The sequence below is a fragment of the Paramicrobacterium humi genome (assembly GCF_900105715.1).
Classification (GTDB): domain Bacteria; phylum Actinomycetota; class Actinomycetes; order Actinomycetales; family Microbacteriaceae; genus Paramicrobacterium; species Paramicrobacterium humi.
The window spans coordinates 1,144,241-1,163,325 of record NZ_FNRY01000001.1; the positions used below are offsets into that span (position 1 = coordinate 1,144,241).

A 19,085-nucleotide genomic window follows, 5' to 3' on the forward strand; every position below is an offset into this window, starting at 1 on the left:
AAGAAGCCACCCGAATGGACGAATCGTGACATCACGAACGGCCGAATACCCTAGGCCGGATCACTTTCTTCTGCACATCAGCGACACCCACCTGCTCGGGCGGGGACGCAAGCTCTACGACTCTGTCGACAGCGCCGATCACTTGCGAGAGCTGTTCGCCGAGCTCGAGGCCTCGGAGGGCCGGCCCGAGGCGATCGTCTTCACGGGCGACCTCGCCGACAAGGGCGAGCCGGAGGCGTACGAGCTGCTTCGCGGCATCGTCGAGCCTGCCGCCGAGCGGCTCGGCGCCCGCGTGATCTGGGCGATGGGCAACCACGACAATCGCGCTGCTCTGCGCGCCGGACTGCTTGACGAGGCGCCGAGCATGCGCCCGATCGATCGCGTCTACGACGTGAACGGCCTGCGCGTCATCACTCTCGACACGAGCGTGCCGGGGGCGCACCACGGCGAACTCACGCGCGAACAGCTCGACTGGCTCGCCGCCGAGCTGGCGACGCCTGCCCCTCACGGCACGGTTCTCGCGATGCATCACCCGCCGGTGCCGAGCGTGCTTGACCTCGCGGTGAGCGTCGAGCTGCGCGACCAGTCCGCCCTCGCCGCCGTCCTGCTCGGCAGTGACGTGCGCAGCATCATCGCCGGCCACTTGCACTACTCGTCGACAGCGACATTCGCCGGCATCCCGGTCTCCGTCGCCTCCGCCACGTGCTACACGCAAGACCTCAACGTGCCTGTCGGCGGCACCCGAGGCCGCGACGGCGCCCGCGCGTTCAATCTCGTGCACGTGTATGAGTCGACGGTGCTGCACTCGGTGGTTCCCGTGGGAGCGTACGCGGCGCTCGACTACATTCCGGCCGACGAGAGCGCGCGTCGCCTGGCCGAGCAGGGAATCGTGATCCCCGAATCAGGCACGCTCGCTGCCCGGAAGCCGGAGCGAGAGCTCGTCGGCGCGCGCTGAGTCAGCCGAGTCCTTTTCCCACGGCGCCGGAAACGGGAAGTAGCGTTCCAGGAACGCCGTCACGTTCTCGGTGCGCTCCTCGTCGCTGATCTCCGGCTTCGAGCCGTCATTGAGGCAGAACATGTCCTGGTCGCGCTTGCGCAGCAGGCGCTCCATCGCGGGCGCAGCCGAACGCAGCGTCGTCTCGATGTAGCGCACGCGCGCTTGCGTCTGCACGACAGCGCGTCCGGTCATGAGCGCGTAGTAGTGATAGAGCGAGTTGGTCACCGAGATGTCGGTCGCCGAACGGAATCGGGATGCCGCCGTGCGCCGGAACTCCTCAGCGAACTCCTGCTCCATCTCGTTCAGAACGCTCACGCGCAAGGGTGCGGCGCAGTGCTCGAGATGCCGGGTCGTGATCTTGCCGAAACGGCCGCGCAGGAGCTCACGATTCACGCGAGCGGCGTTCTCATATCCCGACCTCGTGGGATCGGTGTCGCCGAGCCCGATGCGCGTGCGCGCCTCGACGAACTTGGTCACTCCGCCGGGCGAGAAGAACAGGGAGGGACTCACTTGGCGGCCGAAGAACATGTCGTCGTTGGAATACAGGAAGTGCTCGGCGAGACCCGGAATGTGGTGCAGTTGGCTCTCGACGGCGTGCGAGTTGTACGTGGGCAGCACGCTCGGGTCCGCGAAGTGCTTCTCCGCCGGTACGATCATCACGCGCGGATGCCGCTTGAGCCAGCGCGGTGCCGGAGAATCCGTCGCGATGAAGATGCGCCGGACCCACGGCGCGAACATGTATATGCTTCGAAGCGCATACTTCAGCTCGTCGATCTGGCGGAACCGGGCCTCCGAATCGTCACCCTCGCCCACGAGCACGCCCGCCATGCGCGCGGCCCGCCGCCTGCGGTACTCGACGCTCGAGCCGTCGACCCACGAGAAGACGACGTCGATGTCGAATGTGACGTCGCTCGCGAGGTCGGCGAACATGTTCTCGAGCGTCGGCCACTCACGTCCCCAGCGGGTGATCGTCGCGATCGCCGCTTCCGACCGAGCGAGGTGGCGACGCGTGAGCGCGTTGGGGGTCGGCGCGATTATCGTCTCGTCGCCGAACGCCCACAGCTCGAGCTGCGGAGCCGACTCCGGGCCGTAGCGGAGGCGACCAATGGGCTCGAGTCGCGGGCGGTAGAGCCGGAACACCTTCGCCTTTGGCAGGGGAGACAGCCGGCCGTCGGCGAGCAGAACGGTGGGCAGATCATCGTCGACGGAGTAGTAGGGCGCGTCGGAGAGATCCCGCTTCTGCTCCTTCTTGAGGGTGAGGGCATAGAACGGCTCGTGGGCGAACGCGGTCGAGAATGCCGCCTCGACGTCACGGCGCCGGCGCCGGTCGACCGCGATGATCGGGCGATCCGCCGAGCTGCGCGCCAGCAGGAAGTCGATTCCCGCCTGCTCGAGCGCATCGGCGACGGCGAGGAGATCCTCGACCATCGACTGGTGCGGCGTGAAGTGGCCGACGGTGAGCGCGTAGCGGCCCTCGCGATGCACGACGTCCTCGCGTTCGAACCGGCGCTCCCGAGAGGGGACGACGAGCGGTTCGTCGGTGAGCAGCCGGGCCGCACCGTGCGCGGCTGGAGCACCCTCATCGGCGACGATGGCGGGCAGACCGGAGGCGAGGGGAGCCTCGACGCGGAACGAGCGTCCGGCGGCATCCGAGAGCGTCGATTCCTGACGCTGGGCGTCCACGGCGTCATCCTCGCTCATGCCTGCCCCCGTTCCTCGAATCCGGCGCGAAGGCTGCACCCGCGCGCTTCACCAGTGTAAGAGGCGCGCCGTTCATCGCTCACGCGGGAAGAGCGAGAACCTGGCCATCGCCGGCGAGCTGCTCGCGCAGCCTGCCGACGTCGACTCCCTGCACTATCGTGTCGGTCGCGCAGCAGAGCGCGGCGGCTACGCCAGCCGCGTGTCCGAGCATCTGGTACTGCACTTCCATGCGGACCGACGAGAACGCGACGTGCGACGCGGAGACGCACACGGGAACGATCAGGTTTGTGCAGTGCTCCTCGCGGGGGATGAGACAGCGATAGGGGATCTCGTACGGCTGCACGGGAACCGAGAGGTAGCCTTCGGTCACCACCATTCCCCGGGGTCGAGGATGCTCGTACACCCAGGTCCAGGCGCGCTGAACTTCGCGGATGTCGATGTGGTACGAGCCCATCGCCACGGTGTCCGGGTGTCGCGTGGAGTGAAGGAGGTCATGCTCCGTCAGCACGCGTGAGCCGATCATTCGCCGCGCCTCGCGCACGTAGAGCTGGTGCGGAAGGTGAACGCTGTCGGCGAACTCGTCCCGCGGCAGCCCCCAGCGGCTCATCTCGGTGCGCACCGCTGACGGCACGGACGGATCGGTGCTGAGGAACCAGAGGAACCCGGCCGCGTGCGACAAGTGATGTTCCCGAATGCGCTCTCGCTCCTGCGCCGAGGCGAGCGGGTACCGCCAGGCCGAGCCGTCGAGCACGCTCAGCGAGAACGGGCCGAGAGAATTGCCGTCGCACTTCTCCCCCGGCAGGTTCTGGGCCAGCCCGATCAGCTCGCCCGCGGCGACATCGACGCCCCTCGACGCCCAGTGCGCGAACAGACGCCGGCCAAGCTCCCAGTACTCCTCGGAGTACCCGGGCGGCCGCTCGAACGGAATGCGATCCGCCGCGCGGGTGAGGCAGACCCGATAGCCGTAGGACATGACGCCGCCATCGCCTTCGCCGACGCGGGCGAGCGGCTCCGGTTTGATCTGCGGAAGCAGGGAGCCGACAGTCAGGCCGGAGGGGTCGTCGGCGAACGGGGAGATCCACGGCGGCATCGTGTGCCGACCGGGCAGGAGCTCGCGGCGCCCGGCGAAGGTCTCGCCGTAGAGAGCGCGGTCTTCGCGGCCAACCGCCGACGGGACTCCGGCGGCCGCGAGAAGGTCGCCCTCATAGCTCGCGTCGATGCAGACGTTGGCGCGCAGCCGCAGCCCCGACGAGAACTCCACCTCCTCGATGCGCCCGGCGGATACGAGCGCCGCAGTGAGGCGCTCGCCGAACACGACCTCGACGTGCGCCTCGAGCAGCCAGCGCTCGAATATTGCCTCGGCGACATGTGGTTCCGGTCCCGCATAGCGACCGGCCGCGACCCCGTAGTGTTCCGCGACATCGTGGCGAAACCGCGCGGCAGCGCCGCCGAGCACGCGCGCATCGCCGATGTCCGTGTAACCGAGGCCGCCGCTCGTCATCCCGCCGAGATGCCGGCCGGGTTCGACGAGAACCGTGCGGGCGCCGCGCTGGGCCGCGGCCACCGCCGCGCAGACTCCAGCCGAGGTTGCGCCATAGACCACGACGTCGACCTCTGTCGCCGACGACAGTTCGTGCGTGCGCGAATCATCAGTCGGCATCCGGTCTCCTCACTGATGGCGGACTCCCCTGGCAGTATGCCCTCTTCTGGGAACGATGCCAGAGAATCGCCCTCCACAGGGCGACTTCGGCTGAAAATTTCCCGAGACACCCCCGAAGGAGTAGTGGCGCTGCTTGAGAAGCAGAAGATATGGTCATCGTCAAGTACCTGACATCGATACCACAAAGGTGTATTGACCTATGACCCGAACGCTCTCCGTCGCGGTTCTCGGCTTCTGGCACGTCCACGCCGCCGACTATGCGAAAGCGGTTCGCGAGCACCCCGACACCAGCCTCGCCGCCGTGTGGGATCCGGACGCGGAACGCGGCAGGCACGCCGCGGCAGACCTCGGCGTGCCCTTCGTCGCCGACCTTGACGAGCTCCTCGCCCGCGGGGACATCGACGCCGTCACCGTGACGACTGCGACGAACGAGCACCACGACGTCATGATGAAAGCCGCTTCGCACGGCAAGCACATCTTCACCGAGAAGCTGCTCGCGCCGAGCGTCGACGAGTGCGAGGAGATCCTCGCCTGCGCCCGCCGGAACGGTGCCGTTCTCGTGGTCTCGCTCCCCCGCCTCACGGAGTCCACGACGATCACGGCGCGCCGCCTCATCGCCGACGGCGCGCTCGGTGATCTCACCTACGGGCGCGTCCGAATGGCGCACGACGGCTGGATCCACGACTGGCTGCCCGAGCGGTTCGCCGATCGAACCGCGGCGATCGGCGGGGCGCTCTCCGACCTCGGCTGCCACCCCGCGTACCTCACACAGCTCTTCTTCGGCGCCAGACCGGATGCCGTGACCGCACAGTACTCGTCGGTCACCGGCCGGGAGGTCGAAGACAACGCCGTCGCGACGTCCCGCTACGGGAACGGTGCACTCGCGGTGTTCGAAGCGAGCTTCGTCACGACCCCCGGAGCCTTCGCACTCGAACTTCGCGGAACCGAAGGCGCCCTGCTGTACGGCTTCGGCGACGAGCGCATGCGCGTGAAGAGCAGCCGGCTCGACCCGGACGCCTGGCAGGAGGTGACGCTCGATCCCGCCGCGGCCTCGCCGTTCGAACAGTGGCTCGAGCACATCGCCGCCGGGACGACGCCCACGGAGAACCAGCGTGCGGCCGTCGAGCTCACCCGCCTGATCGTCGCAGCGAACGAGGCTGCCGCAACGGGGACGACCGTGTCCCTCCCACCCGAATAACCCGAACAATCCGAAACACAGCAACCCCCCAAGGAGCTGAGCACCATGTCCCCCAATCCCCTCCGAATCGGACTCATCGGCGCCGGCGGCATCGCCGGAGCCCACGTGGCCGGCTACAAGCGAAACCCCGACACCGTCGTCTTCGCCGCCGTCGCGGACCCCGTGACGGCGAACGCCGAGGCGCGCGCCGCCGGCACGGGCGCGATCGTCTACGCCGACTACAACCAGATGATCGCCGAAGCCGACATCGACGCCGTCGACATCTGCCTCCCCCACCACTTGCACAAGGACGCCATCGTGGCCGCCGCCCGGGCGGGCAAGCACGTGCTGTGCGAGAAGCCGCTGTGCCTCAACGCCGACGAGGCGGTCGAGGTCTCCGCCGCCGTCGCGGCATCCGGCGTCACCGTCATGTGCGCCCACAACCAGCTGTTCCTGCCGGCTGTCGCCGAGGCCAAGCGCCTGCTCGAGGCCGGCCTGCTCGGACAGGTCTACGAAGTGCGCACGACCGACAGCTTCTTCAACGACTTCACGCCCGAGAGCATGGGCTGGCGCGCCGACGCTCGCACGAGCGGCGGCGGTGAGCTCATCGACACGGGCTACCACCCGGCCTACCTGCTCCTCCACCTCGCGGGCGGCGTGCCGACAGAGGCGGTCGCGATGCTGAGTCGCCACCGACTCGCCTTCATGGAGGGCGAGGACTCCGCCAACGTGCTCGTGCGCTTCGACAACGGCGTGGTGGGCACGATCGTCACGAGCTGGGCGTACGAGCCCGCCGCGAACACCGAGCGCTTCTCGGTCGTCGGCGAGCTCGGTTCGATGCACAGCGACGGTCGAAGCCTCAGCTACCGGTTGAGGGGGGCGGATGCCGTGACCGTCGAGTTCGACGAGGTCCACGAGTTCGCCGCCGAGGTGGAGCACTTCGCCGACAGCATCCGGAACGGCACCCGGCCGATCCACACCCACAAGGAGGGGATCGAGGTGCTCGGCATGATCCTCGCCGCCTACGAGTCGGCACGCACGGGAGCGTTCGTGCCGGTCATCCGGGCCGAGGACACGCCGCTTCCCGAGGAGGCTCCGGGGAGCAGGTGCTCGCCGACGTGTCGTAGCGGCTACGCGCGCGGCCCAGCGGTCGAGCCGCGCGGCCCAGCGGTCGAGCCGCGCGGCAGAAGCTGCGCGTCGAGCACGATCGTCGAGGGCTCGGCCTCGGGGTTCTCGATGCGCTCGAGCAGGCGGTCCATCGCGGTCTCGCCGAGCGCGAAGGCGTCTTGGGCGACTGTCGTGACGCCGGGGCTCACCATCGTCATCCAGCGAGCGTCGTCGAACGAGACGATGCTGATATCGCTCGGGATGCGCATGCCGAGGTCCCCCGCGGCGCGCCAGGCGCCCTCCGCGAGCAGGTTGTTCGCCGCGAACAGCGCCGTGGGCGGGTCGCGTCGCGCCAAGGCGTTCACGGCGGCCTGCCGCGCGGCGTCGACGCTCCAGCCCGCCGAGACGACGAGTGAGGGATCGACGTCGATGCCGGCATCCTCGAGCGACCGCTGGTATCCCGCGAACCGCTCGCTGCCCGTCGTCCAGCCGGTCTCGTCGATGAGCAGCGCGATGCGGCGGTGGCCGAGACCCACGAGATAGTCGGTGACGCGGCGCGACACGTTGGCGTTGTCGATGACGACGCCGTCGCACTCGTGAGGCGCGAACTGACGGTCCACTTCGACGACGGGCGTGTCTTGCTTGAGGAGGAACTCGGACACTTCGGCGGACAGGGGCGTCACGATGACGCCGGCCGTGCGCGTCGCCACGAACGCGCGCGCGGCGCTGAGCTCCTCGTCGAGCAGCCCTTCGTCGTCGACGAGAAGCATCGTGTAACCGCGGCTGCGGGCACGGCTCGAGACTCCCGCGGCGAGGTCCGCGTAGAACGTATTGCGCAGATCGGAGACGATGACGCCGATCGAGCGGTTCTCCTGCTTGCGGAGACTGCGGGCCATGGCGTGCGGCACGTAGCCGAGTTCCTCAGCGGCGGCGAGCACCCGCTGCCGGGCCGCCGCGGCGACGTAGCCCTCACCGCTCAGCGCGCGGGAGGTTGTCGACTGGGAGACGCCGGCGAGTCGAGCGACGTCCTTGAGGGTCGCACGTCGCTGCCCCGTGGAACGGGGTGTGCTTTCGCTCATCGGACTCCTTCACGCACGATCGGTGAAGCGGGAACGTACCCACCTCGACTTCCACAGACTAGCGGAGGAGCGCGGCAGGCATCGTACCAGTGCACCAGGCTGTCACGTAGACGCTTGCGGTAGCCTTCTCCAGCCCCTATAGTCCCAGTTATGTGGTAACGATGCCACAACTCGATGGTGAGTAGCGCTCGCAGACGGCAGGCACCGCGGCAGTCGGTTTCGCAAGGGCTTCTCCCAGTGGAGGGGTGCGATGACGATAAAGGGCAAGCCGAGCGAGACGAAGCTGCTCGTCATGGGCGACCAGGGCCGCAAGAAGCGCGTGAAGGTCAAGTACAACAAGAGAGAGGCCATAGCCGGCTATCTCTTCATCACCCCGTGGATCATCGGCTTCCTCATCTTCACGCTCGGCGCGATGATCTACAGCCTCGTGATCTCGTTCAGCAACTACCGGCTCGCGACGAACACAGCGATTCCCGTTGGGTTCGCGAACTACGCGGAGCTGTTCCAGGATCCGAAGGTCATGACGTCGCTGAGCAACACGCTCCTGTACGCGCTCATGGCCGTTCCCGGGGAGATCATCTTCGCGCTCTTCCTCGCCATGCTCCTCGACAAGGTGAGCCGCGGAGCCGGCGTGTTCCGCACGCTGTACTACCTGCCGAAGATGACGCCGACCGTCGCAACAGCATCGATCTTCCTCCTTCTGCTCAACGGCAACACGGGAGCGATAAACAACTTCCTCGGCCTGTTCGGCATCCCGGGCCCGCAATGGCTCCTCGATCCGTTCTGGGTCAAGCCCGCGATCGTGATCATGACGTTGTGGACGGTCAGCGGCACGATGGTGATCTTCCTCGCCGCGATCAAGAACGTGCCGCGAGACCTGTACGAGGTCGCCTCCCTCGACGGCGCGGGCCCCGTGAGGCAGTTCTTCACGATCACGCTCCCGATGATCTCCGGTGCCATGTTCTTCAACGTCATCGTGCTCTCGATCGCGGCGCTGCAGACCTTCGACCAGGCGTACCTGCTGTTCTGGCGCGACCAGTCGAACGCGTCACCTGAGTCGTCGCTCTTCTACGCCGTCTACCTGTTCATCCAGGCGTTCCGCCAGTTCAACTTCGGATTCGCCTCGGCCATGGCGTGGCTCCTGTTCGTCATCATCATGATCATCACGTTCGTGCAGATGAGGTTCGGCAGACGGTTCGTCTACTACGAAGGGGACAACGACTGATGTCCATCGGATCATCGGCGGCCGCCAACGTGCAGTCGCAGACAACCGCAGAAGCCACGACTGACGTGCCGGACCGCCCGAGGGGGCCCGGAAAGCCGCAGAAGTCGAGCCGCTGGTACAAGCCGCGGAGCGTCATCGGCAAGGTCATCCTCTGGATCGTCCTCGTCGGCTTCGCCCTGATGTTCCTGTACCCGTTCGTCTGGCTCCTCGCCGCCAGCCTCAAACCGCGCGGGCAGGTCTTCGACAACGCCCTCATACCGAAGACGTTCGTGCCCGAGAACTACGTCGAGGTCTGGAACCAGCTGCCTCTGCTCAACTGGATGTACACGAGCGTCGCCATCGCCGTTCTCGCGGCGGGAACCGTGGCCATCTCGAGCTCGGTGGTCGCGTTCGGCTTCGCGTACTTCAAGTTCCCCGGCCGCGGCATCCTGTTCGGACTCGTGCTCGCCACGATGATGCTGCCCGGCGCCGTCACCATGGTGCCGCAGTACCTGATCTGGAACCAACTGCACCTCGTCGGCACGTGGGTGCCCTTGTGGGGAATGAATCTGTTCGGTTCTGCCTTCTACATCTTCCTGCAGAGACAGTTCTTCCTCGGCCTGCCGAGAGAGCTGTTCGAAGCGGCGCGCATCGACGGCGCGAGCTATTGGGGGCTGTTCCGCCGCATCGCGATGCCGCTGTCGATTCCCTCGTTCATCATCGTGTTCATCTTCGAATTCCAGGCCAGTTGGAACAACCTGCAGGCGGCACTGATCTACCTGAACGCGGGTAGCGTGGACGAATTCACGGCCCCGCTCGGTATCGCTTATGCGATGACGAAGTACAGCCCCACGAACGGCGGACACGGTGACTACCAGTACGTCATGGTCGCCTCGCTGCTCGTCACGCTGCCGATGCTCATTATCTTCGCCTTCGGCCAGCGGTACTTCATCGAAGGCGTCGCCACCCAGGGTCGAAAGGGATAAGGTCGCGCTCCGGCATCGCCTCCACGGCAAGATGGGGTCGTGGCATCGACCTTCACGCTCATCACCGAATGCTCGGCCGACGCCGAGAGCGTGACGTGGCGCGCGCGCCACTTCGGGATCTGGTTCACGATGACCTCGAGGATCACCGCGCTCGAGCGGCCGATCCGCTTCGTCGATGAACAGGTCAAGGGCCCGTTCACGGTCTTTGTGCACGAGCACTCGTTCGAGCAGCTTCCCGGCGGCTCGCGAATGACCGACACCATCACTCTCGGATCTCCCCTTCTCGGCCGGCTCGCAGAACGGCTCATCCTTGTGCCGTACCTTCGCCGCCTCGTCGCCTCGCGAAACGCCGTGCTCATCTCGGCCCTGATCTGAGGGACCCCCCGGCATAAATGCTCCCGCGGTACAGTGCCTCTGTGACGGAGCCGTTCCTCAGCGGTCTGCTTGAGGTGGACCAGGACAATGAGATCTATTGGGAATGTTGGGGCAACCCGCAGGGGAAGCCCGCGCTATTTCTCCATGGGGGCCCGGCTCGGGAATCGGAACCCATCACCGCAGCTACTTCGATCCTGACGAGTACATGGTCGTCTCGCTGGATCAGCGAGGCTGCGGGCGCAGCCGGCCTCTTGCCAGTGAGGACGTCGCAAGACTTCGCACGAACACGACACAGGGTCTCATCCGAGATCTCGAAAGACTGCGACAGCATGTGGGGGTCGGAGAGTGGCTGGTTGTCGGCCTGTCGTGGGGTTCGACGTTGGCTCTAGCGTATGCCGAGGAGCATCCCCATAGAGTGACCGAAATCGTTCTTGGAGCGGTCACGACCACAAGCCGATCGGAAGTGGAATGGATCACGCAGGATCTGCGCCATCTGTTTCCCCGGGAATGGGATGAGTTCGCCAGGGCCTCGGGCGCGCGTCAGGGCGAGCGGCTCATTGACGCCTACTACGAGAGGATCACCGATCCAGACCCCGCTGTTCGCGCGGCCGCGGCTCACGCATGGTGCGTCTGGGAAGACGCCCATGTTTCGCTCGCTCCGTCGAGCAGACCCGATCCGCGCTTCGAAGACGAGGCGACGCGTCTGCTTCTGGCGACCCTCGTCATTCATAACTGGAAGCACGCTGCGTTCGTCGACCCGCCCGGCATCGTCGGTGCTTTAGAGCGGATCGCGCACATTCCTGCTGTTCTCGTGCACGGCCGCCTGGATGTCAGTTCCGTGCTTTCCGTTCCTTGGGAACTTCATAAGAGGTGGCCGGCGAGCAGGCTCGTCATCGTTGATGACGAGGGTCACTTCGGCCCGACGATCTCCGACACGGTCACGGCTGCCATCGCCGAGTTCGCTCGACCGGCCACAGGACACAATCCCGAGTGAAGCGACGCCCCGGGCCGGCGTCCGCTCGGCTCACGGCGCAACGAAAATGGGCGGTCCCGAAGGACCGCCCATCCCCGTTAGGGAGGCTACTTGCCAGCCATGGCGTTGTCGTAGGCGCGCTGTGCGGCCTTCTGCGCCTCGGCTAGAGCCTGCTTCGCCGACTTGTCGCCGAGAAGCGTGGATGAGATCGCATTGTTCATCTCGTTCTCAATCGACTGGCCCGCCGGAGAGGCACCGAACGACTTGCCCGAGTTCACAACGTCGTAGAACGTCGCGATCGTCTGGTCGAATCCCTCGTTTCCGCTCTTCTTCACGTACTTCTCGCGAATAGCCTGATCGGCCTTCGGCGACCCCGTGAAGAGGCCGGTGTTGATCGCGCCAGGCGTGCTCTCGATCGTCTTGTTCCGAGCTGCGGCCGCCGCCATCCACGCGTCTTGCGACGTGAGGTCGAGAGCCCACGCACACGCGGCGTCAGCGTTCTTCGCGCCCGTCGGGATCACGAAGGACGTGCCGCTCGCGACCGCGAAAGGCTGGCCGTCGCTGTCCTTGAACGGAACGGCGCCGATGTCGACCTTGTCGATGTAGGGGGTGAGCACGTTGACGTACCACTGCGCGTTCACCTGTGCGCCGACCTGGTCGGTGACGTACTGGTTCTTGTCACCGAAGGTGTCGAACGTGTCGGTGAAGCTCTTCACCTTCGCGTATCCACCCTGCGCGTCGTTGATCTTCTTGAGCAGGTCGAGCGCCTTCTCGTTCTTCGGGTCGTCAAGCGTCGGCTTGCCGTCGCTGTCGGTCAGCTGCCCGCCGAGGCCGAGGACCCAGAGGCCGCCTTGGCCGGTCGAGACCGGGTCAAAGCCGAGAACGGAGGGGTTGCCGCCGCTCTCCTTGTACATCTTGCCGATCGCGTCGAGCAGGACGTCAGGCTTCGAGGTGTCGATCTGGTCGGCCGTGACGCCCGCGGCATCCATCACCCGCTTGTTGAGGATGATCGCCGGCGGCTGGTAGAACTGCGGAACGGCCCACACCTTGCCGTCGAACGTGATGTCGTCGACGACCGACTGGTAATAGAGGTCGGTCGGCTTTGCGCTGTGCGCCGAATAGCACTTGTCGAGCGGCATGATGAGGCCCTGCGCCGCGTAGGTCGCGACGAAGCGCCTGTCCATCTGCACGACGTCGGGCACCTTGCCGCTCGCCGCGCGCGTCGTGAACTTCTGCGCGTCGAAGGCCGTCTGGTCGATCTTGATGTCGACGTCCTTCAGCTGCTCCTTCGCATAGTCGAGTCGCGAGGTGCCGACCTCGTCGGCGTTGTCGAAGCCCCACGCGTTCAGCGTGCCGGAAGGGCTCGTCGTGAAGTCCGCGGACTCAGCCTCCGTCCCGCCGCCTCCGCCGCTGCCGCACCCTGCGAGCACAACCATGGAGGCTGCGGCGGTGACGGCAAGGAGTGTCAACTGCCTCTTCTTCATGTGAATCTCCTTTTAGTAGTGCGACGAGCATCATCGCCAGCCGCCCGAGAGTGCAGAAATGTGGAATCCTTTCCACACGCAAACTAGCCCAGCTTGTCGCGAGAAACAAGGGGTTGAGGGCGGGTCGTCCCCCGTCCGTGGCCGAACCGTTATTGAACCTTGTCTTCGCCACTGAGCAGCCGATAGGCTCGTTTCTGGCAACGATGCCACAGGGAAGAGAGAGCTATGTCGCGCATTCGACAGCTTCTGCTTGTCGCGCACACCCACCACGACGTCGGCTACACGAACAGCCCCCGCATCATCGATCGCCAGCACGAGCGCATCGTCTCGGAGGTTCTGTCGCTCTGCGATGCCTCCCCGGGCCAAGGACCCGACCGGTTTCGGTGGACGTTCGAGGTCTCTCGTCCCGTGCTGCGCTTCCTCGCCCACGCGAGCGCCGACGACGTCGCGCGCCTGCGCCGCCAGGTCCGCGCGGGTGACATCGCAGTCACCGGCGGTTACCTCAACATGACGCAGCTGCCCTCGACCTGGGAGTTCGAGACCGCGTACGACGCGCTCAGCGCCTTCGCCGCGGCCGGGATTCCCGTGCGCACCGAGCAGCACGGCGACGTCAACGGCATCGCGTGGGGCACGATCCCGGCGATGCGGCGGGCCGGCATCGAACGGCTCGTGATGGCGCTCAACCCCGACCACGGGCGCGCCCCCTTCCCGCAGCCGAGCGCGTTCTGGTGGGAGGGCCCGAGCGGCGAACGGCTGTTCACACTGCTCTCGACCCACTATGGCTATGGCGAGGAGTGGGGAATCGTTGACGGCGACTGTGATCTGGCCGAGCGCAGAATCCGCGCGTTCGTCGACGAGCTCGAGAAGCGCGACGACTACCCGTTCGACTCCGTCGTCGTGCACGCCGGCAACGACAACCGCTGGCCGACGACCGCCCACCTCGACATCGTGCGGCACTGGAACGAGCGGCATCCGGACGTGCCGATGCGCACGGCGACGATCGACGACGCGCTCGACGTGCTGCAGGGTCACCCTGCTTCGGCCGGTCTTCCCGTGTACCGCGGCGAGTGGTCGGACTGGTGGGCGCACGGTCACGGTTCCACGGCGCGCGAAGTCGCGGTCTACCGTGAAGCGCGCTCGTTCGCGCGTGCCGCCCAGGCCTCGCACGCCCTCGTACTGCTCGACGGCACCGGAACGCCGGCGCTCGCCACGGTGCTCGGCTACCGCCGCGGGCCGGTGCTGCTGCGCTCCCCCGCCGAGCTTCTCGACGACCTCGCGCACGTCGACGAGCAGCTGCTGCTCTTCGGCGAGCACACGTGGGGATCCTGGGAGACCTACTCCAAGCCGCACTCGAACCTGAGCCACTCGCACTGGAACGCCAAGGCCGGTTTCGCCTATGACGCCTTCGACCACGCGCGCGATCTCGCCATCGAGGGACTGTACCGGCTCGCGGCGGCCGGCAGCGAGCACGCGCCGGGCGACGTGCGTGCGAGCGGCATCCTCGTCTTCAACCCGAGCGAGCGCGAGCGAACGGAGCCGATAGCCGCCGAGATCGACGGCGCACGCCGTGTGCGTGTCGTCGCGACAGTCCCTCCGTTCGGTCTGTCCCTTCTTCAGACTCCGGATGCCGCTCACGAGCAGCGGCGCGGTCGCGTCATCGAGACCGCACGCTACCGCGTCGAGGTCGATCCGGCGGCCGGAGGTGTCGTCTCGCTCCTCGACAAGCGCACGGGGCGCGAGCTCGTCGACAGCAGTGCCGCACACGCGCTTGGCGCCGTCGTGTGCGAGACGGTGCCCTCGACGAGCACGCACCCGATGGTGACGCGCAGCCCCAAGGACTTCCACCCGGAGGACCCGGGGCCCGACTTCGAGCGCACGGTCGCGACGGGCGCCGACGAGCCGGTCATCACCGAGACGGACACTGCCACCGAGATCAGCTGGACGACGAGCGTTCCGGGCCTGCTCGACGCGAGAGGGACGCTCGTGCTGTACGCCGGGACGGAGCTTGTCGACTACGACGTGCACATCGCGAAGCCGGAGTCCTTCGCCCCGAGAGCGTGTTCGTCGCCTTCCCGTTCGCCGAGAACTCGCCCGAGTTCCTTCTCGAGACCGCCGGCGCCGTCTATGTCGCCGGTGCCGAGCAACTGCCGGACACGAGCGCGGACTGGTACTCGATTCAACACGCCCTCGGCGTGCGCGGTGCGCAGGGCGGCATCCTGTGGGGCAGCTTCGATGCTCCGCTCGTGCAACTCGGCGGATTCCACACGGGGCAGTGGGCGCGCACGCTCGATGCTCCTGTCGGTCACGTCAACAGCTGGATCATGAACAATCTGCACTTCACGAACTTCCAGGCGCGGCAGGACGTGAACCGCACCTTCCGCTACCGGTTCGCTCCGCGCGAGCGGCCGGTGTCGCGACAAGAGGTCAGGGTCTTCGGCCGCGACCTCGCCGAGCCGCTGCAGGCTCGCCAGTACCGCGGGCCCTTCAGCGCCGAACCGGCGAACGGACTGAGCGTCGAGCCGGCCGATGAGGTGCTGTGCGAGCTGCGGCCGGTCGGCGACCACGTCGTGCGAGCGCGACTGCGCAACGTCTCCGATCGTCCGATCACGGCGCACGTGCGCTGGCGCGGACACCCGGTCCACACCGAAGGGGGTGACGGCGGCGTGGCGATTCCGGCGCTCGGAACGGCGGACGTGATGCTGCGACGAGAACGATGAGTGCGAAGAATCGAGATCGGCCGCCCGTCGAATCGGTCGGCAGGTTCCTGCTCTGGCAGGCGAGCCGCCAGCCGAAGACTCTCGTCGGAGGGGTCGTGTTCGGCGTCATCTGGATGCTGTGCCAGGCCGTGTGGCCGTACTTGCTCGGCCGGGCGATCGACGAGGGGATCGACGGCGGTCAAGTCGCGGTTCTCGCGTGGTGCCTTGCGCTTCTTCTCGTCGCGTGCGTGCAGGCGGCGTCCGGGATGATGCGACACCGCATGGCGGTGTCGAACTGGCTGCGGTCCTCGCTCGGGGTCTCCCGAGTGATCGGGCATCACTCCGCCGACACGGGGAACGCGATAACCGCGACGACGGCCTCGGGCGAGATCGTGGCGACGGTGTCGTCGGACGCGCTGCGCCTCGGTGAGATGTTCGATGTGACGGCGCGCTTGAGCGGCGGCATCATCGCCTACCTCGTCGTCTCGGTGATCATGCTCACGACCTCCGTCCCGCTAGGCCTCGTCGTGCTCATCGGCGTCCCCGTTCTAGGCGCACTGCTCGGCCTGGTCATCAAGCCCCTGCACAAGCGGCAGGCGGGCTGGCGCAAGCAGACAGGCCTTCTCACGACACTCGGCGCTGACACTGTCGCGGGGCTTCGCGTGCTGCGCGGCATCGGCGGCGAAGACGAGTTCGTGGAGCGCTACGCCGCGCGCTCGCAGAAAGTGCGGAAGGCGGGCGTGCGCGTCGCCCGCATGCAGTCATGGCTCGACGGCCTCCAGGTCGTGCTCCCCGGCGCGTTCCTCGCCTTCATCGTCTGGTTCGGGGCGCACCTCGTGCTCTCCGGAGCGATCTCGGCCGGAGAGCTCGTCGCGTTCTACGGTTACGCCGTGTTCCTGACCATTCCGCTGCGCACCGGAGTGGAGGCGGCGCAGGCGTTCGCACGAGGGATCGTCGCCGGGCAGCGCATTCTCGCGGTGCTGCGCATCGAGCGGGCGACGAGCGATCCCGACGAGCCAGCTCCCCCGCCGCCTGCCGGCTCGGAGCTCGTCGACGTGGCCTCGGGGCTCACGGTCCGGCCCGGCCTGTTCACGGGCGTCGTCGACGTCGACCCCGACACCGCGGCAGCGGTAGCGACGCGCCTCGGCCGATTCGACGACACGCTGCACGAGGACGCGCCCGTTCTCTGGGGAGGCGTCGAGCACACGCGACTGCCGGTGTCTGAAGTGCGTCGGCGCATCGTCGTGAGCGGCGCCAACCCGCAGATCTTCGGCGGCCCGCTTCTGGAGAGCCTCGACATCCTCCCGCTGCGCGATCCTGATCTGCGGTCGACTCAGACCGGACAGATTCGTCGCGTGCGCACGGCGCTTGACGCGGCGGCAGCGACGGAGACGGTGGACGCGCTTCCCGAGGGGCTGTCGGAGACGGTCGCCGAGCGCGGCCGCTCGTTCTCCGGCGGTCAACGGCAGCGACTCAGTCTCGCGCGAGCGCTCATCACCGACGCCGAAGTGCTCGTGCTCATCGAGCCGACGAGCGCGGTCGACTCGCACACAGAGGCACTGATCTCGGAGCGGCTGCGACGCGCTCGGGCGGGACGCACGACGGTGATCGTTACCGAGAGCCCGCTTCTGCTCGACCACATGGACGACATCGAGGTCATGCGCCGCGGCTCTGTCATCGGTCGCGGCACCCACGGCGAGCTCATGCGGCGCGACGACGACGTCGGCGACCTCTACCGCTCGGTCGTGGCGCGCACGACGAGCGCGGCGGAACCAGTCGACGCCGGCGAGCTCGACGAAGCGTGGACCGGTTCGATCGACGCCTTGTGGACCGACGCGGTCGAAACCGGGGCGATCCGCACCGCGAAGCCCCGGCGAGAGAGGGGAGACGACGATGCTTCTGCCGATCGCTGACACCGCAACCGTCCGATCGACGGCGCTGCGCCTCGTCAAGGAGCACAGGACGGCCCTCGTCGTCGTTGTCGTGCTGCACACGTTCGCGGCCTTGTTCGGTCTCGTCGGACCGTGGCTCATCGGGCGCATCATCGACGCAATGACGAACGGGAACGCGACCGGAACGACCGTCGACATCATGGCGCTCGTGCTCATCGCCGCCGTCGTGTGCCAGGGTCTCGTGACGCGCTTCGCCCAGTGGCAGGCGATGGTGCTCGGCGAGACGGTGTTCGCCGCGCTGCGTGAGGAGTTCATGCGAATCGTCGGCCACCTGCCCCTCTCCACTGTCGAGAGCGCCGGCACGGGGGACCTGCTGGCGCGCACGACGAACGACATCGAGAGCGTGCAGGCGACAGTGCGATTCGGCGTTCCGCGCATCCTTGTCGCGAGCGTGACGGTGATCCTCACCGTCGTCGCCGCGTTCGTGACGGGCCCGGCGATCGCTCCTGCCCTGTTCATCGGCGTCCCGCTGCTCGTCGTGACGACCCGCTGGTACTTGCGCCGCTCGGGCCCGGGCTACCAGCGTCAGCTCGCCTCGTATGCGCGTCTCGCCGGCGCCATCAGCGAGACCGTGGAGGGAGCGAGGACGATCGACGCGCTCAATCTCGCCGCGGTGCAGCGTTCGAAGATCGACAAGGCCCTGCTCGAGCGCCGTGACGCGGAGCGCTACACGCTGGGGCTGCGGACAGTGTGGTTCCCGTCGACGGACATGGCGTTCCTCATCCCCGTCGTCGCTGTCGTCGCGTGGGGCGCCTTCCTGACGACGACGGGCGTCACGTCGATCGGCGCCGTGACGACGATCGCGCTCTACGCGATGCAGCTGTCCTCACCCGTCGGCGAACTCATCCGCTGGATGGACGAGATCCAGGTGGGCACGACGGCGCTCTCCCGCATCATCGGCGTCGGCGACGTCCCTCCCGACCGCGAGGCGAGCGACGAGGAGCCCGTCGACGAGCAGCTCATCGCCGACGACGTCCGCTACGCGTACCGGTCGGGAGTCGAGGTGCTGCACGGAATCACGCTCGTGCTCGCCGAGGGTGAGCGACTTGCGATCGTGGGGCCGTCCGGCTCGGGCAAGTCGACACTTGCCCGCATGCTCGCCGGCATCAACGGCCCGACGAGCGGGCACGTCACCGTCGGCGGCGTCGACCTCACGAGCCTTCCCCTCGAGCGGCTCCGCTCCCACGTCGCCCTCGTGACGCAAGAGCACCATGTGTTCGTCGGAACGCTCGCCGACAACCTGAGGCTCGCCGCACCCCGAGCGGACCGGGCGGCGCTCGAGAGTGCGCTCGAGGTCGTCGGGGCGCTCGGCTGGGTGCGCGCGATGCCGGCGGGGCTTCGCACGAAGGTGGGCTCGGGCGGAGTCGTCCTCACTCCCGCTCAGGCGCAGCAGATAGCGCTCGCCCGACTCGTTCTGCTCGATCCGCAGACGCTCATCCTCGACGAAGCGACGTCGCTTCTCGACCCGAACGCCGCGCGAGACCTCGAGACCGCCATGAACCGCGTGCTCCATGGCCGCACTGTCGTCGCGATCGCTCACCGCCTGCACACGGCGCACGACGCGGACCGGATCGCCGTGGTGCAGGACGGCTCGATCGTCGAACTCGGCAGCCACGACGAGCTCGTGACCGCCGGCGGCGAGTACGCGGCGTTGTGGACGTCGTGGCACCACGAGGAGAGCGGGCACGCATGAG

General features: G+C 67.3%; 14 protein-coding genes and 1 pseudogene. 11 read left to right on the plus strand and 4 right to left on the minus strand.

The annotated features are described in order from the left end of the window. Nucleotides 1-25: 25 nt before the first annotated feature. Nucleotides 26-955 carry a phosphodiesterase gene (locus BLV49_RS05775; RefSeq protein ID WP_281245316.1) on the plus strand — a complete coding sequence of 310 codons (930 nt, stop codon included), beginning with the start codon at nucleotides 26-28 and terminating at the stop codon, nucleotides 953-955. Here BLV49_RS05775 and BLV49_RS05780 read toward each other — a convergent pair. Then, on the minus strand, nucleotides 902-2,698 hold the full coding sequence (locus BLV49_RS05780; RefSeq protein ID WP_091181208.1) for a stealth conserved region 3 domain-containing protein: 1,797 nt from the start codon (nucleotides 2,696-2,698) through the stop codon (nucleotides 902-904). The two genes, BLV49_RS05775 and BLV49_RS05780, sit on opposite strands and share 54 nt — an antisense overlap. A 79-nt stretch (nucleotides 2,699-2,777) precedes the next feature. After that, nucleotides 2,778-4,358 (minus strand): FAD-dependent oxidoreductase, encoded by a 1,581-nt coding sequence (locus BLV49_RS05785; protein ID WP_091181211.1) that lies wholly within the window; start codon nucleotides 4,356-4,358, stop codon nucleotides 2,778-2,780. A 199-nt stretch (nucleotides 4,359-4,557) separates the two neighbouring features. Between BLV49_RS05785 and BLV49_RS05790 the strand changes: the two genes are divergently transcribed. Together BLV49_RS05790 and BLV49_RS05795 are read left to right on the plus strand one after the other, a co-directional pair. Continuing rightward, nucleotides 4,558-5,556 (plus strand): Gfo/Idh/MocA family protein, encoded by a 999-nt coding sequence (locus tag BLV49_RS05790; protein ID WP_091181214.1) that lies wholly within the window; start codon nucleotides 4,558-4,560, stop codon nucleotides 5,554-5,556. A 45-nt stretch (nucleotides 5,557-5,601) separates the two neighbouring features. Further along, a pseudogene (locus BLV49_RS05795) lies at nucleotides 5,602-6,579 on the plus strand (Gfo/Idh/MocA family protein); the annotation flags it as partial. 86 nt (nucleotides 6,580-6,665) lie between these two features. On the opposite strand, the gene BLV49_RS05800 reads toward BLV49_RS05795, so the two are convergent. Beyond that, nucleotides 6,666-7,721 carry a LacI family DNA-binding transcriptional regulator gene (locus BLV49_RS05800; RefSeq protein ID WP_091181219.1) on the minus strand — a complete coding sequence of 352 codons (1,056 nt, stop codon included), beginning with the start codon at nucleotides 7,719-7,721 and terminating at the stop codon, nucleotides 6,666-6,668. Nucleotides 7,722-8,013: 292 nt separating this feature from the next. Here BLV49_RS05800 and BLV49_RS05805 point away from each other — a divergent pair, with 292 nt between their 5' ends. The 4 genes from BLV49_RS05805 to BLV49_RS05820 all read left to right on the plus strand — a co-directional run bounded on the left by BLV49_RS05805 (nucleotide 8,014) and on the right by BLV49_RS05820 (nucleotide 11,280). Beyond that, entirely contained in the window at nucleotides 8,014-8,946 is a 933-nt protein-coding gene (locus tag BLV49_RS05805; protein WP_091186834.1) for a carbohydrate ABC transporter permease, read from the plus strand. Beyond that, nucleotides 8,946-9,911 carry a carbohydrate ABC transporter permease gene (locus BLV49_RS05810; protein ID WP_091181222.1) on the plus strand — a complete coding sequence of 322 codons (966 nt, stop codon included), beginning with the start codon at nucleotides 8,946-8,948 and terminating at the stop codon, nucleotides 9,909-9,911. Before BLV49_RS05805 ends, BLV49_RS05810 begins: the two co-directional genes overlap by 1 nt. A gap of 39 nt (nucleotides 9,912-9,950) precedes the next feature. Beyond that, nucleotides 9,951-10,286 (plus strand): SRPBCC family protein, encoded by a 336-nt coding sequence (locus tag BLV49_RS05815; RefSeq protein WP_091181226.1) that lies wholly within the window; start codon nucleotides 9,951-9,953, stop codon nucleotides 10,284-10,286. Between the two features lie 205 nt (nucleotides 10,287-10,491). Next, nucleotides 10,492-11,280 (plus strand): alpha/beta fold hydrolase, encoded by a 789-nt coding sequence (locus BLV49_RS05820; protein WP_245723544.1) that lies wholly within the window; start codon nucleotides 10,492-10,494, stop codon nucleotides 11,278-11,280. Between the two features lie 86 nt (nucleotides 11,281-11,366). Here the strand turns inward: BLV49_RS05820 and BLV49_RS05825 are convergent, their stop codons facing one another. Beyond that, nucleotides 11,367-12,743 (minus strand): ABC transporter substrate-binding protein, encoded by a 1,377-nt coding sequence (locus BLV49_RS05825; RefSeq protein ID WP_091181231.1) that lies wholly within the window; start codon nucleotides 12,741-12,743, stop codon nucleotides 11,367-11,369. 225 nt (nucleotides 12,744-12,968) lie between these two features. Here BLV49_RS05825 and BLV49_RS05830 point away from each other — a divergent pair, with 225 nt between their 5' ends. The 4 genes from BLV49_RS05830 to BLV49_RS05840 are packed head-to-tail and all read left to right on the plus strand — an operon-like array spanning nucleotide 12,969 to nucleotide 19,084. Further along, nucleotides 12,969-15,068, plus strand: coding sequence for a glycoside hydrolase family 38 N-terminal domain-containing protein (locus BLV49_RS05830; protein WP_245723545.1), 2,100 nt, complete (start codon nucleotides 12,969-12,971; stop codon nucleotides 15,066-15,068). Then, a complete protein-coding gene (locus BLV49_RS17155; RefSeq protein ID WP_245723546.1) occupies nucleotides 15,065-15,460 on the plus strand; it encodes a hypothetical protein in 396 nt (131 codons plus the stop codon). Before BLV49_RS05830 ends, BLV49_RS17155 begins: the two co-directional genes overlap by 4 nt. Further along, complete coding sequence (locus BLV49_RS05835; RefSeq protein WP_091181234.1) at nucleotides 15,457-17,352, plus strand: ABC transporter ATP-binding protein; 1,896 nt, start codon at nucleotides 15,457-15,459, stop codon at nucleotides 17,350-17,352. The genes BLV49_RS17155 and BLV49_RS05835 overlap by 4 nt, the downstream gene beginning before the upstream one ends. Next, nucleotides 17,333-19,084, plus strand: coding sequence for an ABC transporter ATP-binding protein (locus BLV49_RS05840; RefSeq protein WP_091181238.1), 1,752 nt, complete (start codon nucleotides 17,333-17,335; stop codon nucleotides 19,082-19,084). Before BLV49_RS05835 ends, BLV49_RS05840 begins: the two co-directional genes overlap by 20 nt. Nucleotide 19,085 lies beyond the last annotated feature (1 nt).

Excerpts from the sequence above, each read along its gene's own strand:
- BLV49_RS05805 (WP_091186834.1), top strand. The coding sequence starts at position 8,014 with ATGGGCGACCAGGGCCGCAAGAAGCGCGTGAAGGTCAAGTACAACAAG.
- BLV49_RS05840 (WP_091181238.1), top strand. The coding sequence starts at position 17,333 with ATGCTTCTGCCGATCGCTGACACCGCAACCGTCCGATCGACGGCGCTG.
- BLV49_RS05825 (WP_091181231.1), bottom strand. The coding sequence starts at position 12,743 with ATGAAGAAGAGGCAGTTGACACTCCTTGCCGTCACCGCCGCAGCCTCC.
- BLV49_RS05790 (WP_091181214.1), top strand. The coding sequence starts at position 4,558 with ATGACCCGAACGCTCTCCGTCGCGGTTCTCGGCTTCTGGCACGTCCAC.
- BLV49_RS05835 (WP_091181234.1), top strand. The coding sequence starts at position 15,457 with ATGAGTGCGAAGAATCGAGATCGGCCGCCCGTCGAATCGGTCGGCAGG.
- BLV49_RS05820 (WP_245723544.1), top strand. The coding sequence starts at position 10,492 with ATGGTCGTCTCGCTGGATCAGCGAGGCTGCGGGCGCAGCCGGCCTCTT.
- BLV49_RS17155 (WP_245723546.1), top strand. The coding sequence starts at position 15,065 with ATGAACAATCTGCACTTCACGAACTTCCAGGCGCGGCAGGACGTGAAC.
- BLV49_RS05830 (WP_245723545.1), top strand. The coding sequence starts at position 12,969 with ATGTCGCGCATTCGACAGCTTCTGCTTGTCGCGCACACCCACCACGAC.
- BLV49_RS05800 (WP_091181219.1), bottom strand. The coding sequence starts at position 7,721 with ATGAGCGAAAGCACACCCCGTTCCACGGGGCAGCGACGTGCGACCCTC.
- BLV49_RS05780 (WP_091181208.1), bottom strand. The coding sequence starts at position 2,698 with ATGAGCGAGGATGACGCCGTGGACGCCCAGCGTCAGGAATCGACGCTC.
- BLV49_RS05810 (WP_091181222.1), top strand. The coding sequence starts at position 8,946 with ATGTCCATCGGATCATCGGCGGCCGCCAACGTGCAGTCGCAGACAACC.
- BLV49_RS05785 (WP_091181211.1), bottom strand. The coding sequence starts at position 4,358 with ATGCCGACTGATGATTCGCGCACGCACGAACTGTCGTCGGCGACAGAG.